Origin of the sequence: Flavobacterium sp. YJ01 (genome assembly GCF_029320955.1) — a bacterium.
In the GTDB taxonomy this organism is placed as follows: Bacteria; Bacteroidota; Bacteroidia; order Flavobacteriales; family Flavobacteriaceae; genus Flavobacterium.
Map to the genome: position 1 here is coordinate 5,078,561 of NZ_CP119757.1, position 16,365 is coordinate 5,094,925.

The following is a 16,365-nucleotide window of genomic DNA, read 5'->3' on the forward strand; positions in this document are numbered from 1 at the left end:
TGTACCTTTGCCGCATGATAAATCAAGATTCTATAGTTGCTTTGGCTACACCTTCGGGCGCTGGAGCTATCGCCATAATTCGAATTTCTGGAGCCGATGCCATAACAATTGGAAATTCGGTTTTTAAATCTATTAAAAATAAAGATTTAACCAAACAGAAAACACATACACTTCATTTAGGGCATGTTATAGACGAAAGTAAAACACTTGATGAAGTTTTAGTTTCTGTTTTTAAAGGACCAAACTCCTACACTGGAGAAGATACAATTGAAATTTCTTGTCACGGTTCGACTTATATTCAGCAACAGATTATTCAATTATTACTTCGAAAAGGCTGTAGAATGGCGGATGCAGGAGAATTTACGCTTCGAGCATTCTTAAACGGAAAGTTAGATTTATCTCAGGCAGAAGCAGTTGCCGATTTGATTTCGTCTGATAATGAAGCTTCTCACCAAATTGCCATGCAGCAAATGCGTGGTGGATTTAGTAATGAAATTGCGAAACTTCGTGAGGAACTTTTAAATTTTGCTTCTTTAATTGAATTGGAGTTGGATTTTGCAGAAGAAGATGTGGAATTTGCAGATAGAACGCAATTTCATGAATTATTGAATCGTATTGAATTTGTTTTAAAACGTTTAATTGATTCATTTGCAGTTGGAAATGTGATCAAAAACGGAATTCCTGTTGCTATTGTCGGTGAACCAAATGTTGGAAAATCGACACTTTTAAATGCTTTATTAAACGAAGAACGTGCGATTGTTTCTGATATTGCAGGAACAACTCGTGATACTATTGAAGATGAATTAGTTATTGGCGGAATTGGATTTAGATTTATTGACACTGCCGGAATTCGTGATACAAAAGATGTTGTAGAAAGCATCGGAATCAAGAAAACTTTTGAAAAAATTGAGCAAGCTCAAGTTGTAATTTATTTATTTGACGGATTAAAATTTCAAGCTTCAAGTTCTAATTTTGTTTCAGAAATCGAACAAATCAAAAACAAATATCCACTTAAACCTTTACTGATTGTTGTCAATAAAAAAGATATTTTATCGGCTGATGAAGTTGAGAATATTAAGAGTAAGTTAGAAAATTTAAATGCAAAATTGCTTTTAATTTCTGCAAAAGAAAAAATAGGAGTAGAGGATTTAAAAAATGAATTATTGTCTTTTGTAAATACAGGAGCGCTTCGTAATAACGAAACAATTGTTACGAATACAAGACATTATGATTCTTTATTAAAAGCTTTAGATGAAATTCAAAAAGTGAAATTTGGTTTAGAATCTGGACTTTCAAGTGATTTAATGGCGCTTGATATTCGTGAGGCTTTATACCAATTCGGTCTTATCACCGGTCAAGTCTCAAATGACGAATTGTTGGGGAATATATTCGCCAATTTTTGCATCGGCAAATAAAAGGGACAAAATATTACAAAGTAAAAAATAATAAAAAGAGTTAAGGTATTGGTAAATAACATCTTAGCTCTTTTTTTATTGAATTGTTTTTTGGAATATTTGGTGTTATTACGTTCAAATTTGTACCTTATTTGTACCTCGGTTTTCGAGGTACAAATTTTGTGACAAAAAGGGATTAATTATGACACAAATGAGCAAATATAAGGGTTTGTACAAACACGTATTTCTGTTAAAGAAGTTAGCAAAAATGCCTAAATATTGCTCATCGTTGGTTATGTGTCCAGAAGTATTTTAAATTCAATTCACAGATTATCAAGTGTTTGTTAAATGATATGCGGCGTTCGAAGAACATTTAAGTACGGTAGGAAACTTAAATTTAAAAACTATGAGTTCAAACATTAGGATTACCAAAATCTGCCGGTTCTGTAATAATGAATTTACAGCCAAGACAATTAAGACAAAATTCTGTTCATTAACCTGCGCCAGCAAGAACTACAAAAAGTGCAGCAGAGAAAAGAAGAAAGTACTCGACAGCCAGAAAGCCGAATCGGCAAATAGTGCTGAGATGGAAAAACTTAAAAAGCTTGCAGTTCTCAGTATTGATGAGTCAAGCATGCTTATGGGATTTAGCAGAAGAACTATTTATCGATTGATTTCGAGAAGTGAACTTACCATAAGTAAGGTAGGTTCGAGAAATTTTATTAAGCGTTCCGATATTGACCAGTTTATTGAAGGTCTGCATAAAATTAAAAAAGATGATGAAACTGTTAAAGAGTTTCCGGGAATTGAAAACTGTTATACGATTTCCGAGGCGCAGCAAAAGTTTAATGTTTCTCCTTCCGCATTGTACGGAATATTAAAGAGACAGGGAATTAGAGGATACAGCGCAGGAAAGTTTGTTTACGTTTCCAAGATGGAATTGGATTTATTATTTAATAGTAAGAGCCATGGGTAAGAGTATTGTAACACTTAGAAAAAAAGTTATTTCTCAGGGCAGAATGTCTCTGTATTTAGATTTCTATCCGCCTGTATGGGATGCAAAAGCAAATGATTTTACCAGACGCGAATTTCTAAAAATCTACGTCTATCAAAAACCTTCGGACCAGCATCAGAAAATGGCAAATACGGAAAGTCTCCATACAGCAGAGCTTATCCGTGCGCGAAGACAGAACGAAATCAATAAAGCTGAGATTTATTCAGCCTTTGAACAGGAACAGATGAAGGTTCAGGCGGTCGGAAAAGAATCTTTCCTGCAGTTCTATAAAAATTTAGGAAAGAAAAAAATCGGCAACAATTTATCGATATGGGCTTGTGCCATCATTCATTTTGAGGCCTTTTTAAAAGGCAGGGATCTGTCATTTGGAGAGGTAACGGTTTCTTTAATTGAAGATTACAGAGATTATCTCCTAAAAGCTAAAAGTTTAAGAAAAAACAAAAAGCAGCTGTCGCGCAATACGGCTCTTTCGTATTACAATAAAATAAAAACAGCCCTGAAAGCGGCTTACAAGGAAGATAAACTGAAAACCGATATCAATGCGAAAATTGGATCTATTAAGGAAATGGAGTCACAGCGGAATTTTATGACTCTGGAAGAAACCAGAAGGCTGTTTGCCGCTCCCTGCCCAAACTTGACAGTCCGCAGGATTTCGATGTTTTCAGTTCTTACCGGGGTGCGATATTCCGATATCGCTAAGCTGACCTGGTCTGAACTTCTTTACATTGAGAATGACGGCCACTATATCATATTCAGGCAGAAGAAAACGGAAGGTACCGCTTCCATACCGATTTCAGATGAAGCATTTGAACTCCTTGGAAAGCGCAGGGGCGACAATGAGAAGGTATTTAAAGATTTGAATAAATGGGACGTTGACCGCGCGCTTCCTGTCTGGGTAGCTTTATCCGGAATTAAAAAACATATTACATTCCACTGTTTCAGGCATACCTACGCAACATTACAGCTCACAGCAGGGACTGATATTTTTACTATTTCAAAAATGCTGGGGCATAAGAGCGTTAAAACCACCCAGATATATGCAAAAGTTATTGACCAGAAAAAAAGAGATGCTGCAAACAGGATTTCTTTGGAATAATTAAAGTTTGCAGTCTATTTTAGCCTAAAACAAAAACGTCTCATTTTTAATGGGATGTTTTTGTTATGATTACATTAGTGTAAAGTGATAGTTTAAAGTGAAGATCTGCTGCCGGTTTGAACAAATTTCTTGACGTCGGACCTTGCTTTCTCATCCGCTCTGGCGGAAACAGTTTTAGACTGTATCTTTTTATCGGAAGTCCTCGTACTCGGCGTATAATTCCTTTTATTGGTGCTGTACATAATAATAAATGTATTTTTATTCTAGATCACTAATTTCGGTATTCCTGCTGCTGGAATTTTCTGCTGCTGGATCAGCTGTAATATTTTCCTTAATTGATTTTTCATCCCAGTCTCCCCAGTCTCCGTTATAAGATTTGATGTAAATCAATTCATTGTTCTCGCCGCTGAAAAGCCTGCTTCTGCTGGCTGGGCAATTATGATTTTCTTTTTTTTCTGCTGCATTTTTCATCGCGTTTTTAGTTTTATAATCCATTCAAAATTAAAAATATAGCTAAAGAAAACTTTACTGAAATAAGATCGATTTATTGCTGGATTTTCATTTCAAAAGTTTCGGGTTCTTCTTCATTTTCCTGAGGCTCTGCCGGATTTTCCTCCGGCTGCTCTTCATCCCAGCGGTTTTTGAACCGCTCCGGCTGAAAATAATCTTTAAGATCATCTTTCAGCATGCGGTATCCGGAGGCATGGGCACTGATAGCTTTTCTAATGCTTATACAGCCCTTTTTTAAAAATTCGTCAAAATTTAAAAGCAGCTGCTCTTCATAAGTAGGCGCTTCTTCTGCTGTCTTAAGGTAAAGATCGAATTTCATATCTGTAGGTTTAGAGTTAAAAATGTCTTTTGTTAAAAAAAGAGATGCTAAAGTTACTGCGGTTGCAGCCAGTATTGTTATATAATTTGTGTGTGGCCTTGCTGAATTACCACTTCGTCCTGCTGGAAGGACTGCTGTAAGTTTTGTAAGAATACTCGGGAATGCTGTAAGTGATAATGGCATATAAAATTTAATTTAGAGAGCCGTATTGCTGCGGCAGAACTAAAAAAATATAAGGCTATGGATTCAACTCAGATGCACGGCATTAATCTCAGCATAAACAGCAGTGATTACCATTTACGAATTTTGCCATGGGTAACGCTTTTGGACGTTCTCCGGGAAAGAATCGGTCTGACTGGAACTAAGAAAGGATGTGACCACGGTCAGTGCGGAGCGTGCACGGTATTGGTGGACGGAAAAAGAATATTGAGCTGCCTTACGCTCGCAGTTATGAAAGACGGTGCTGCTATTACCACGATAGAAGGCATTGCCGATGGTGAAAAACTCCATCCGATCCAGCAGGCATTTATAGACCATGATGCATTTCAGTGCGGCTACTGCACGCCAGGCCAGATCTGCAGCGCTGTTGGGATGCTGCAGGAAGGAAAAGCAAGAACCAGCGAAGAGGTAAAGGAGCTCATGAGCGGCAATTTATGCAGGTGCGGTGCCAGCAGAGGAATTATAAATGCAGTAATGCAGGTGATGGAAGGAGGCAGCAATGAATAATTTCTCCTATATTAAAGTTTCTGATACCAAGCAGGCTATTGCAGAGCTGAACGGGGATATCCGCAATAAAGCAGTGGCCGGCGGTACGAATATCAATGATCTTCTGAAATACTTCATAACCAAGGCCGATAAACTAGTTGATATTAATCCGATTCAGGAATTCAATTCAATAATAAGGCTTGATGACGGCGGAGTAAGACTAGGTGCCCTGCATACCAATGCAGAGACCGCATATGACCCCATAATTGAGGAACGCTATCCCTTATTGTCAAAAGCTATTCTGGCAGGCGCTTCCGCACAGATCAGAAATATGGCTACCAATGGAGGCAATCTGATGCAGCGTACGCGATGCTACTATTTTTATGATATCAACACCCCATGCAATAAAAGAGATCCGGGCTCTGGATGTTCTGCCATTTCAGGTCATAACAGAATAAATGCTATTTTGGGGCAAAGCGAAAACTGTATTGCTGTTTTTCCTTCCGATATGTGCGTGGCTTTAGCGGCTTTAAATGCACAGGTCAATATCAGCGGTCCTAATGGAGAAAGAAAATTGCCGTTTGCTCATTTTCATCGTCTTCCGGGTGAAACGCCTCATCTTGACAATAATCTGATACATGGAGAGATAATTACCAGTATAGATCTTCCAGCTGAAGGATTTGCGGAAAACTATTCTTATTTGAAAATTCGCGACAGAAGTTCGTATTCTTTTGCACTGGTTTCGGTAGCATCGGCTTTTGAATTGGAACAGGGAACTGTAAAAGATGCCCGAATTGCATTGGGAGGTGTCGCCCACAAACCATGGAGAGTTTTGGAGGCTGAAGATTTTTTAAAACAAAAGAAGCCAACTCGCGAAAATTTTTCCCAAGCGGCAAAAATAATCCTTAACGGGGCTTTTGGTTATGAACATAATAACTTTAAAATTGAACTGGCGCACAGAGCAATTATACGAAACTGCATCATGGCATTAAATCCAGAATCGCAGCGTCCCGGCGCAAAAGCTTCACTCTGATCTACGGTAAATTAAAACTTTAAAAAAATGACAAAATTACCCTCAATAGGAAAACCGATCAGCAGACTGGAAGGCCGTTTAAAAGTTACAGGAACTGCGAAGTATGCAGGAGAATATGAAGCTCCTGAACTTCTTTACGGTTATGTGGTGAACAGCACGATTGCAAAAGGTAAAATTAAGATTATTGACACGACAGATGCAAAAGCACTTGAGGGCGTCATTGAAATCTTCACTCATGAAAACAGGCCTTCCACGGCGTGGTTCGATTTTCAGTATGCTGATATGGATGCGCCTCCCGGAACGGTTTTCAAACCCTTAAAGGATAATGAGATTAAATATAACGGGCAGCCCATTGCACTAGTGGTCGCTGACACTTTTGAAATGGCACGTTATGCTGCCACTCAGATTAAACTTGCTTATGATGAAGAAAAATTCGAAACTGACTTAGAATCTAATATGGATAAAGCCAGAACGCCAAAAAAAGGAATGGCTTCTATGCTGAAACCGCCGCCGCCTAAACCAACAGGGGATTTTGAGAAAGCCTACGAAAACTCTTTTGTGCAGAGTTCAGGCGAATTCAAACATGGAACAGAACATCATAATCCGATGGAAATGTTTGCCGCAACGGTGATTTATGAAGCTAAAAACAAACTGAAAATTTATGATAAAACCCAAGGCACTATTAATTCCCAAATGTATGTGGCAAACGTTTTTGGATTAAAAATGAAAAACGTTCAGGTCATTGCGCCTTTTGTAGGCGGTGCTTTCGGGTCTGGACTTCGTCCGCAGTACCAATTGTTTATGGCTGTTATGGCATCTCTGGCGTTAAAAAGAAATGTCCGCGTTACTTTAGACAGGGCACAGATGTTCACTTTCGGGCACAGACCGCCGACGCTGCAGTATGCCAAGTTTGGCGCTGATGAAACGGGAAAATTAAACGCGGTATACCACAAAGCAATAGGAGAAACTTCGCAGTTTGAAGATTATGTAGAAATTGTGGTAAACTGGGCGGGCATGCTTTATCCCGCTGAAAATACGCTGCTCGAGCATAAACTTGTTCCGCTTGATGTTTATTCGCCGCTGGATATGCGCGCTCCTGGAGGAAGCACCGGCATCCATGCCGTTGAGGTTACGATGGATGATCTGGCCTATAAACTGAACATTGATCCTATTGAATTTCGACTAATTAATTATGCTGAAAAAGATAAAAGCTCCGGAAAAGAGTACTCCAGTAAAGAACTTAGAAAATGCTACCTGCAGGGCGCGGCAAAATTTGGATGGGAGAAAAGAAGCCCCGAGCCACGGAGCATGAGGCTTGGAAGTAAACTGGTCGGATACGGAATGGCGACCGGCATTTGGGATGCCAACAGAATTTTAGCCCGAGCTCAGGCGATTATGACAAGTGACGGGAAGGTTGAAATTAAAAGTGCTGTTACTGATATCGGAACAGGAACAATGACTATTATGACGCAGATTGCTTCAGACGAACTGGGACTTCCTTTAGAAGATATTACTTTCTCTTTTGCCGACAGCAGCATGCCTTTTGCACCGATACAAGGCGGTTCGTTTACTACGGCAACAGTAGGATCAGCTGTTCACGCAGCCTGCAGGGCACTGAATAAAGAATTATTTAAAAAAGCTAAAAGAGATAAAGATTCCGGTCTTGCAGATGCGGTATTTGAAGACGCCGTTTTCAGCGACGGCTCTATATTTTTGAAAAATAGTGCAGAAGTGAAATTCAGCGTCCAGGAAATTTTTGCTGCCAACGGCGGAAAAGAAATTAAGACAACCAATAGTTCAATGCCTAATCCGCTTACATACGGAAAAAAGGTGAAACTCGTTCACAGTGCTGTTTTTGTTGAGGTGGAAGTTGATGAGGAACTGGGGATTATAGAAGTCACCAGAGCGGTTACAGCCGTTGCAGCCGGAAGGATTATCAATCCTAAAACAGCAGAGAGCCAGATTTTAGGAGGAATGATCTGGGGTATAAGCAAAGCCCTGCATGAAGAAACAATACTGGATCATCAGTTTGGAAAATATATGAATCCCAATCTGGCAGAATATCATATACCTGTTCATGCTGATATTCATGATCTGGAAGTTATTTTTATCGAGGAAGAGGATGACTTTGTCAATGATTTAGGCGTGAAAGGTGTAGGAGAGATAGGTGTGGTAGGTATGCCTCCAGCGATTGCAAATGCCATTTTCCATGCAACGGGAAAACGTATTAATAACCTGCCGATTCATTTTGACAAGCTTTTATAAATAATAACGGAATTACAAATGAATTAACTTTCATTAAATAAAAAAACCTCAGCAGTTTGTACTGCTGAGGTTTTTTTATATGTAATGATCTGTAGTTTTTTTCGATTAAGGATTTCCTTCACCACCGCTCGAACCGTATATCTGGCCCGTTGCATAGCTCGCATCTTCAGCGGCAAGCTGTACATAAATAGAGGCAAGTTCAGCTGGCTGTCCAGGTCTTCCCATAGGAGTCTGTGAACCAAATTCTTTGAGTTTTTCCATAGTTGCACCGCCGCTTACCTGAAGCGCTGTCCATACAGGACCTGGAGCCACACCATTCACCCTGATTCCTTTCGGTCCCAGCTGTTTGGCCAGTGATTTGATATAGTTGGTTGTGGCAGCTTTAGTCTGAGCGTAATCATACAGATCTTCTGTTGGAGTATAAGCCTGTACCGAACTGGTGCCAATTATAGAAGAACCCGGCTTAAGATAAGGAAGAGCGGCTTTAATGATCCAGAAAGGCGCATAAATATTGGTTTTCATGGTCCAGTCAAATTCTTCTGAGGAAATATCCAAAATGGATTCGTGTGCCTGCTGTCTTGCTGCGTTGTTTACCACGATATCCAGCCCGCCAAGGCCTTCGGCAGCCTGCTTGACAAGAGATCTGCAGAATGATTCATCACGAAGATCTCCAGGAATGGCTACAGCTTTTCTTCCTGCGGCTTCAATCAGCTGGATTACTTCCTTTGCATCTTCTTCTTCAGTAGGGTAATAGTTTATGGCAACGTCAGCACCTTCTCTTGCATAAGCAATAGCGGCAGCTCTGCCCATACCGGAATCACCTCCCGTAATAAGTGCTTTGCGGCCCTTTAAACGTCCCGTTCCTTTGTAACTTTCTTCACCGTGATCCGGTCTCGGATCCATTTTACTGACAAGACCCGGCCATGGCTGTGACTGTTCATTAAATGGCGGCACTGCATATTTAACAGTCGGATCTTGTATTTCAGCTCCATTGCTGCTTTGTTCTGCGGCTGGATTAACAGTATTTTCGGTATTCAGAGCGCTTTCTCCAAGTGCAGGTGCTACGCCTGTCTGCTCAGTGTTGTGCGGTATGTTGTTTTTATTTTCCATAATAATCGGATTTATAATTTAATTTTTTTACTTTTTTAACGAAATTGATATAAATCAAATTTAGTTCATGGCTTTGCTGCTGGTATTATAGGATTGCCTCTTTATGCTGCAAAAATCTAATTTGCATGCTATTTGACATCTATTGGTTTTAAATTGGTCTGAGCGGGTCCGTTGGTGACAGTTCCATCTGAAGCAAATCGGGAACCATGGCACGGGCAGTCGAAAGATTTTTCGTCATTGTTCCAGTGCACAATACAGCCTAGATGGGGACAGACAGCAGAAAAAGCTTTCAGCGACTCGTCATAGTCACGGTATACGGCAATTTTTTTGAGGCCTTTCGTAATGACACCGCCTTCTCCAGCTGGAACATCAGCCGTATTTTTTAAATCAGAAGAAGAAATCCAGTCCAGATACTGGGAAGCCATATTTACAGCTTCTTTTGCAAAGTCAAGAGTTGTTTTCAGCGTAATTCGAGAAGGGCTGTACAGATCTTCCCATTTATTTTTAATGCCCAGAATGGCATCAGTGATAATGGCAGCCCCGATAGTGGCATGCGTCATACCGTTTCCTGAATCTCCTGTAATGATATAAACATTCTCATCTCCGGGATTTTTTCCCATAAAGCCCAATGAATCTACAGGTTCCATTACCTGTCCGGACCATCGGTATGCTATGTCTTCCAATGCAGGGAAATAAGTGCGCGTCCACTCTTCCAGTTTTTCATACCGTTCAGCTTCAGCAATATTTTCATGCTCGGCCTGGCCGGTTTTATGGTCTTCACCGCCTGAAATCAATAGATCGTAATTCTCATCAAAATTTTCCACCCGCACATAATGGTAAGGCTGGGAAACCCATTTTGAATCAGCATCTCCCGTATCCCACCAAAGAGCATAAGGAAGCGTTCCTTTAGGGATTTTACCGGCTATAACATAAGTCCTGTAAGCGGCCTGTTTCGTATGCATGGTAACCATATCGTTAATTGGAGAGTTGGTTGCCACTACGATATGGTCAGCCGTAAATTTGTAATTATTGACAAGAGCGCCTTTCTTTGTAATTTCTTCTGCACGTGACTGCGTGTAAATGCGGCCTCCCAAAGATACTATAGCAGCTGCGAGTCCGTCAAGGTAGCGAAGTATATGAAACTGTGCCTGATTGTAAAATGCCAGGCAGCTTGTCTGGTCTCCGTTCTGTATCGAAGGAGTGCTTTTTAAAAGACCGGTATTAAGTCCTGCATTTTGTGTAGCTTCAAATTCTTTCTGCAGATTTTTTTCTTCGTCGCTGGGATGAAGGAACAGATAGCCGTTGACTCTTTTAAAGGAACAGTCAATATTTAAAGCTTTGACATTTTTTTCTATAGCAGCAATAGCGGCGGTATGGCTTTCAGCAGCGAGTTTTGCGCCTTCTTTCCCAAAAGTATCTTCGAGAAAATAATAGCGGTCATCTAATGCGCTTGTAAGATGGGCCGTTGTACGTCCCGTTTCGCCGCTGCCTATAAAACCATCTTCTGCCAGCACCACCTTTTTTCCTTCTTTAACCAAATTATAAGCAGTTGTGAGCCCGGCTATACCTCCGCCAATGATGAGAACTTCCGTATGTACATCACCATTGGGTTTTTCAAATGCAGCAATTGGAGCAGAATCAATCCAGAATGAAACATTTTCGCCCGAAGAAATACTCCCATCATTTAATTTATCTTGATTTTCCATTTTTATATATATTTTAGAATTGACCTTTGAAATATTGCTGCTTAAAGTTAAGTATTTGATTATTAATTGTCTTACAGCTTTAAACGAGGGCGTTATATCATTGCCAGCAGCGGTATTGTAAAACTTTTTCTGCAGCGAATGAAAAAGCCCCAGTACAGTAATAACTTACTGGCTGAGGCTTATAATTCATACAATTTTTTTTAAAATATGCTATTATATTATTCTGCTGCCGCAGTATTTACAGCATTCAGCGCTACATCATTCAGCAGGCAGTCGGCTTCTTTTTCCTCAGCAAGAGTCTGCGTTAAAAGCTTTGCCACATCATTTTCACCAAGTGTTTTGGCAAATGCAGCAAGAGTTCCATAAGTGGCAATCTCATAATGTTCGATTTTCTGCGAGGCTGCAATAATCCCGGCATCTCGCACCGGTCCAGGCTGCGTTTCTTCCAATATGCTGTCTCCTTCTTTCAAAAGACCTGCCATTGCTTCGCATTTTTTTCCTTCGGCTTTTTCTCCTAAAAGTTTAAAAACTTCCTCGAGTCTTGCGACCTGATTTTTGGTTACGGCATGGTGTTCTTTTATCGCAGATGCAAGACCTGCAGCAGCAGCATTGGCCTGCATTTTTGGAAGCGCGCCCACAAGGGCTTTTTCAGCCCAGTAAATGTCTTTGAGACTGTCGATAAATAAGTCTCTCAATTCGGAAGCTGCATCGCTTTTTGGTGCCACAACCGCATCTTTGCTTTTCTGCGCAGTATTTGTTTCTTTTGTTTTTTCTGATGTTTTCATGATTTATATTTTAAGTTTTAATTGTAGAGGTTTGGTTCTCTTTCCCAGAATCTGTGTTTTCCCATCGCAGATATAAAGTCATTGGCAAATTTTTCCGTTGCCGCGTCCTTTGCGATAATAATACCTTTATCCTCATTTGTGATTTTGGAAGCAAATGATGCGCCGCTGATTACGGCCTCGGCTCTTCCGTCTGCGCCGATTACTTTGCAGTGCTTATAAGCGTCGTTTAAAAACTCATTTATTTCATCACTCTCAGCAAGTACGGTAAGTCCAAGTCCATCAGGAATGTAAACAGCATCAAATAAAACAGATGATGCGGTTAGGAAACTGAAATCAACGTGGAGTTCTCCATCAGCGTCAGACAGTACGGTTCCTAAATTGGGTGCTATAATGCAGCCTTTGGCTCCTTCTTTAAGGAGTGCCTTTTTCATATTGGATACAGCAGCATCAGAAACCCCGTCAGCACAAATAATAGCTACTTTTCTAGAAGCTATAGTCGGCGAATTTGTCGGGTTTTTTAACATGCTCAGGGCATCGGAAGATTTTACGGATTGTTCTACTGTTTTGGATTCCTGATTTCCGTTTTCATTCTCAGGCGATACGCCGTGATTCAGCGGTTTTTCAAGTACAGCAGGTACTGATGTTCCGAGACCGGCAGCAACTTTATCAGCCAGATTTTTATCTACTTGAGATAAAAGCCCGAGCATTCGCAGTCTGATCGCGGCAGTTTCGACCTTGCCCAGTTCAAAACGAAGCGCTTTTACAATATGGCTTTTTTCTGCGGGAGTCTGGCTGTTGAAGAACAATTTGGCCTGACCGAAATGATCATTGAAACTCTCGCTTCTTCCTCTTACTTTATGCGCATCAACACGTTCATTAAAGCTTGAAAATCCGCCTTCGGCTATCTTAGCCTGGTAAGGACAGCCGCCGCCCAGCGAATTAGGATGATAGCTTACGCGTCCGGTATTGATTTCCTGGCGCATATGTCCGTCCCGCTGGTTGTTGTGGACAGGAGCTACACTTCGATTGATGGGTATTTCATGAAAGTTTGGGCTTCCAAGTCTTGAAAGCTGGGTGTCGGTATAGGAAAATAAACGGCCCTGCAGTAAAGGATCATTAGTAAAGTCAATTCCTGGCACCACATGTCCTGGATGAAAGGCGATCTGTTCGGTTTCTGCAAAGAAATTATCAGGGTTTTTGTTCAGCACCATTCTTCCGATTATTTTAACGGGCACCAGTTCTTCAGGCACTATTTTGGTAGGATCCAATAAATCAAACTCATATTTATTTTCATCTTCCTGAGGTATAACCTGAATTCCCAGTTCCCATTCCGGAAAGCTGCCTGCTTCAATGGCTTCCCAAAGATCCTGCCTGTGAAAATCCGCATTTTTTCCTGAAATTTTCTGCGCTTCATCCCATGCCACAGCGTGGGTTCCCAGTTTTGGTTTCCAGTGGAATTTCACAAAAGAAGATTCTCCTGCTTCGTTGACCAGTCTGAAAGTATGCACGCCGAAACCTTCCATCATGCGGTAGCTTCTCGGAATAGCACGGTCGGACATTGCCCACATGATCATATGCATCGATTCGGGCATCAGTGAGATAAAGTCCCAGAAGGTATCATGGGCAGAGGCTGCCTGAGGCATTTCATTGTGAGGTTCCGGCTTTACGGCGTGGATCAGATCGGGAAATTTGGAAGCATCCTGTATAAAAAATACAGGCACATTATTTCCCACCAGATCATAAACGCCCTGCTGGGTATAAAACTTAACGGCAAAACCGCGGACATCTCGTGCCAGATCTGTCGACCCGCGCGATCCTGCAACGGTTGAGAATCTTGTAAATACGGGTGTCTTCATTCCTTTTTCCTGCAGAAAACCTGCTTTGGTCAATTCCGGAATAGGATTGGTCACTTCAAAAAAGCCATGGGCTCCAGAGCCTCTGGCGTGCACGATTCTTTCAGGAATGCGTTCATGGTCAAAGTGGGTGATTTTTTCCCTCAGGATAAAATCTTCCAGAAGAGAAGGCCCCCGTTCGCCGGCTTTAAGGGAATTGTTATCGTCATTGATCCGCAACCCCTGGTCTGTGGTCAGAAATTTGTTCGTGTTATCTGATTTGTCTGCAAGCAGATCCCTCTGCTTCTCATCCTGCAAGTTTTTCATATTTCATGGTGTTAGTGGTTAAAGAGGGCTTGGCAGACAGCACTTCTGCTGCGTTTTCCAAGCTCATAAATTTACCTCTAACTCCTGTAAAGAAGTTATACGATTATGGTCCTGCCTTACAGAATTATCAGACAATATATAAGTTAAATATCTTATTTTTAAATATTTCCATATGAGTTGAAAACTGCCGTAATTACAGGGGTGAGGAAACTTTTCCCGTTTTATGAAGTATTGCCGGTGCATTAATTTATGCATGACAGCCTGCATAAGAATCTCGGGATTTATGCTCCCGTTTCACTGTCTGGGGCATCCACCGGTTTGGATTGGGAGGAACCGATCTGGCGCAGGTAGACAGACAGCAGCACAATGGCGAAAACGGAAAGGAATTCACTCTGCCAGTTTTGGAAGGATTCAAACCAGAATCTTGAACTGCCTGCATACTGCATAGCAGACTGCTCCGGTTTTCCAGTGAGGCGGAGTTTCTCGTTTTCATCTTTCAGGCTTCCGTAAAAATGCATGACAAATGAGAAGGCAAAAAACAGCATGAGCGCTATGGTAAGGGAATGCTTGTATACTTTAAGTGTCAAACCTCCTTTTTTGACGGGCCAAGGGGATCCTTTTCTGCGGGCGGAAGGCTCTCTGTCCACCGCTTGCTCTCTGTCAAAATCTTTGGATTCCGAGGAGCCTTTCTGCTGCAGGAAAATGGTCAGGACCACCAGAAGACCCATCTGCAGAAATTCGCTTTCCCAGTTCTCAAAGGTAGCCTGGATAAAATGCCCCGATTTAAGGTAAGCGGACATTTTTATCGGCGCTGTCTTTTCTTCTGCCAATTCTTTGTTATGTTCCTGATAGCCGAAAAAGGTCTGTCCGGCAATTGAGCCTAAAAACAGGATAAAAAAACAGATCGAAAGTCCGTTGCTGCGCAGCCAGGTTTTCATAATGAGAGGATTAGAGTGCAAATATGCGAAAAGCAAGACCTGCATGCGTTACATCATTGCGGTGTCCAGGTTACAGAATTACACGCACTGCCGGAATGGATCAGTGCTTTCTCAAATTTAAAAATCTTCCGGAATTTAATTCTCTATCTCTGTGCCTTGGGCAACAATACGAAACAGCGGTTCGTATTTTTTTATTTCCGTATCCAGATTGTGATCTAAGGCTGCCGGACCGATGCTGCCTTGAAGACAGTACAGTTTCTGTCTTCCGGTGCACATAAACTGCAGCATGCGTACTTTCATTTTAGCTGAAGGCGTATGGACTATTTCTTCGATTTCAGCCATCACCCCGGCCATGCCGTCAATTTTAACAGCTTCGGTCCGGATGAGCCTGCTTTGCGGTGGGATCATTTCTGAAACAGACTTTTCATTGAGAAGCAAGTTCTTGTTTTCTGCAGGCAGTTTGTGGATTGCAACGATTATTTTTTCTGTGCCGTTTCCGTCACAGCTGGTGAATTCCTGAACTGTTCCTGGCATCTCCGCCTCAGCTGCTTTCCAGCTTTTGGGTATGGGAAACGTGAGGACTGTTTCTTGCGCTTTTGGGTGGTCTTCCGTTGTAAAGGATACCGTATGCCCGTCGGTAACTTCTTCATGAGGCGCATCGTGATACGCAAAACACATTACTCCTTTTGGAACAGCTGCAGCACTGCTGAACCCAATTTTGTCTTTGGCCTGCTCCAGAAAACTGGCGGCATATTCTTTCTTTTCAATGGGATTTTTCAGCTGCCCAGCAGCCATAGAATCGATCTGTTTCTCCAGACTGCTGAACCGCGGACCGCTTAGTTCCTGCTGAAGGTAAATTTCTATATTTCTTTCAGCCCTTCCAAACACAGCCTGCGCATTTCTCTCCACTGCCGCCACTTCTTTTTTAAGGTCCGGAAACTGCACCGCAATTTTTTTAAGCGCAGCATTCTGCCCCTTTAAAAAAGCATAAGTTTCAATGGCCAGTTTTACTTTGCCGGAGTACGCTTGCTGCTGGGCATAAAAAAGGCCGGCAGAAAACAAATGGATAAAAAGAAGCAGTGTTCTCATTTTCAGCAGCTGATAAATTTCACTTCAATGTTTTGAGGATCACTTATTCGTTTAGGCAATTTTTTTCTTGAATCCTGCGTGACATAATTACTACAAAAGCAAAAATAGGTACTGGCTCATTTTGGTGTTTATATTATTTTTGTCAAATGTTGTAAAATTCCCATTTTAATTTTATTAATATATTGATTGATAGGTTTTTATAAAGCCTGTTTGCTAATGCGGCGGTTTGCTCATATTGCGG

General features: G+C 41.3%; 14 protein-coding genes. 6 read left to right on the forward strand and 8 right to left on the reverse strand.

Going from position 1 to position 16,365, the window contains the following annotated elements; genetic code table 11:
• Positions 1-14 precede the first annotated feature (14 nt).
• The 3 genes from mnmE (at position 15) to P0R33_RS21790 (ending at position 3,505) form a co-directional block, all read left to right on the forward strand.
• On the forward strand, positions 15-1,415 hold the full coding sequence (gene mnmE, locus P0R33_RS21780; RefSeq protein WP_276173268.1) for a tRNA uridine-5-carboxymethylaminomethyl(34) synthesis GTPase MnmE: 1,401 nt from the start codon (positions 15-17) through the stop codon (positions 1,413-1,415).
• Between the two features lie 385 nt (positions 1,416-1,800).
• Positions 1,801-2,370 carry a helix-turn-helix domain-containing protein gene (locus P0R33_RS21785; RefSeq protein WP_276173269.1) on the forward strand — a complete coding sequence of 190 codons (570 nt, stop codon included), beginning with the start codon at positions 1,801-1,803 and terminating at the stop codon, positions 2,368-2,370.
• Entirely contained in the window at positions 2,363-3,505 is a 1,143-nt protein-coding gene (locus P0R33_RS21790; protein ID WP_276173270.1) for a site-specific integrase, read from the forward strand. Before P0R33_RS21785 ends, P0R33_RS21790 begins: the two co-directional genes overlap by 8 nt.
• A gap of 258 nt (positions 3,506-3,763) precedes the next feature.
• On the opposite strand, the gene P0R33_RS21795 is transcribed toward P0R33_RS21790, so the two are convergent.
• Positions 3,764-3,976, reverse strand: a complete 213-nt coding sequence (locus P0R33_RS21795) for a hypothetical protein (protein WP_276173271.1) — start codon at positions 3,974-3,976, stop codon at positions 3,764-3,766.
• Positions 3,977-4,049: 73 nt separating this feature from the next.
• On the reverse strand, positions 4,050-4,517 hold the full coding sequence (locus P0R33_RS21800; RefSeq protein WP_276173272.1) for a hypothetical protein: 468 nt from the start codon (positions 4,515-4,517) through the stop codon (positions 4,050-4,052).
• A 57-nt stretch (positions 4,518-4,574) separates the two neighbouring features.
• Here P0R33_RS21800 and P0R33_RS21805 point away from each other — a divergent pair, with 57 nt between their 5' ends.
• From P0R33_RS21805 to P0R33_RS21815, 3 genes are read left to right on the forward strand one after another with little or no spacing between them, the layout of a single operon-like run.
• Complete coding sequence (locus tag P0R33_RS21805) at positions 4,575-5,060, forward strand: (2Fe-2S)-binding protein (protein WP_276173273.1); 486 nt, start codon at positions 4,575-4,577, stop codon at positions 5,058-5,060.
• Positions 5,053-6,072 carry a xanthine dehydrogenase family protein subunit M gene (locus tag P0R33_RS21810; protein WP_276173274.1) on the forward strand — a complete coding sequence of 340 codons (1,020 nt, stop codon included), beginning with the start codon at positions 5,053-5,055 and terminating at the stop codon, positions 6,070-6,072. The genes P0R33_RS21805 and P0R33_RS21810 overlap by 8 nt, the downstream gene beginning before the upstream one ends.
• Positions 6,073-6,099: 27 nt before the next feature.
• Positions 6,100-8,337, forward strand: coding sequence for a xanthine dehydrogenase family protein molybdopterin-binding subunit (locus P0R33_RS21815; protein WP_276173275.1), 2,238 nt, complete (start codon positions 6,100-6,102; stop codon positions 8,335-8,337).
• Between the two features lie 105 nt (positions 8,338-8,442).
• On the opposite strand, the gene P0R33_RS21820 is transcribed toward P0R33_RS21815, so the two are convergent.
• From P0R33_RS21820 to P0R33_RS21845, 6 genes are all read right to left on the reverse strand, one after another.
• Positions 8,443-9,447, reverse strand: a complete 1,005-nt coding sequence (locus P0R33_RS21820) for an SDR family oxidoreductase (RefSeq protein WP_276173276.1) — start codon at positions 9,445-9,447, stop codon at positions 8,443-8,445.
• A gap of 128 nt (positions 9,448-9,575) precedes the next feature.
• Positions 9,576-11,153, reverse strand: coding sequence for an FAD-dependent oxidoreductase (locus P0R33_RS21825; RefSeq protein ID WP_276173277.1), 1,578 nt, complete (start codon positions 11,151-11,153; stop codon positions 9,576-9,578).
• A 218-nt stretch (positions 11,154-11,371) separates the two neighbouring features.
• Positions 11,372-11,938 (reverse strand): ferritin-like domain-containing protein, encoded by a 567-nt coding sequence (locus tag P0R33_RS21830; protein ID WP_276173278.1) that lies wholly within the window; start codon positions 11,936-11,938, stop codon positions 11,372-11,374.
• A gap of 17 nt (positions 11,939-11,955) precedes the next feature.
• Entirely contained in the window at positions 11,956-14,097 is a 2,142-nt protein-coding gene (locus P0R33_RS21835) for a catalase (protein WP_276173279.1), read from the reverse strand.
• Between the two features lie 281 nt (positions 14,098-14,378).
• Complete coding sequence (locus P0R33_RS21840; RefSeq protein WP_276173280.1) at positions 14,379-15,035, reverse strand: DUF6766 family protein; 657 nt, start codon at positions 15,033-15,035, stop codon at positions 14,379-14,381.
• A gap of 135 nt (positions 15,036-15,170) precedes the next feature.
• Positions 15,171-16,124, reverse strand: a complete 954-nt coding sequence (locus P0R33_RS21845) for a hypothetical protein (RefSeq protein WP_276173281.1) — start codon at positions 16,122-16,124, stop codon at positions 15,171-15,173.
• Positions 16,125-16,365: the final 241 nt, after the last annotated feature.

Excerpts from the sequence above, each read along its gene's own strand:
- mnmE (WP_276173268.1), top strand. The coding sequence starts at position 15 with ATGATAAATCAAGATTCTATAGTTGCTTTGGCTACACCTTCGGGCGCT.
- P0R33_RS21785 (WP_276173269.1), top strand. The coding sequence starts at position 1,801 with ATGAGTTCAAACATTAGGATTACCAAAATCTGCCGGTTCTGTAATAAT.
- P0R33_RS21790 (WP_276173270.1), top strand. The coding sequence starts at position 2,363 with ATGGGTAAGAGTATTGTAACACTTAGAAAAAAAGTTATTTCTCAGGGC.
- P0R33_RS21795 (WP_276173271.1), bottom strand. The coding sequence starts at position 3,976 with ATGAAAAATGCAGCAGAAAAAAAAGAAAATCATAATTGCCCAGCCAGC.
- P0R33_RS21800 (WP_276173272.1), bottom strand. The coding sequence starts at position 4,517 with ATGCCATTATCACTTACAGCATTCCCGAGTATTCTTACAAAACTTACA.
- P0R33_RS21805 (WP_276173273.1), top strand. The coding sequence starts at position 4,575 with ATGGATTCAACTCAGATGCACGGCATTAATCTCAGCATAAACAGCAGT.
- P0R33_RS21810 (WP_276173274.1), top strand. The coding sequence starts at position 5,053 with ATGAATAATTTCTCCTATATTAAAGTTTCTGATACCAAGCAGGCTATT.
- P0R33_RS21815 (WP_276173275.1), top strand. The coding sequence starts at position 6,100 with ATGACAAAATTACCCTCAATAGGAAAACCGATCAGCAGACTGGAAGGC.
- P0R33_RS21820 (WP_276173276.1), bottom strand. The coding sequence starts at position 9,447 with ATGGAAAATAAAAACAACATACCGCACAACACTGAGCAGACAGGCGTA.
- P0R33_RS21825 (WP_276173277.1), bottom strand. The coding sequence starts at position 11,153 with ATGGAAAATCAAGATAAATTAAATGATGGGAGTATTTCTTCGGGCGAA.
- P0R33_RS21830 (WP_276173278.1), bottom strand. The coding sequence starts at position 11,938 with ATGAAAACATCAGAAAAAACAAAAGAAACAAATACTGCGCAGAAAAGC.
- P0R33_RS21835 (WP_276173279.1), bottom strand. The coding sequence starts at position 14,097 with ATGAAAAACTTGCAGGATGAGAAGCAGAGGGATCTGCTTGCAGACAAA.
- P0R33_RS21840 (WP_276173280.1), bottom strand. The coding sequence starts at position 15,035 with ATGAAAACCTGGCTGCGCAGCAACGGACTTTCGATCTGTTTTTTTATC.
- P0R33_RS21845 (WP_276173281.1), bottom strand. The coding sequence starts at position 16,124 with ATGAGAACACTGCTTCTTTTTATCCATTTGTTTTCTGCCGGCCTTTTT.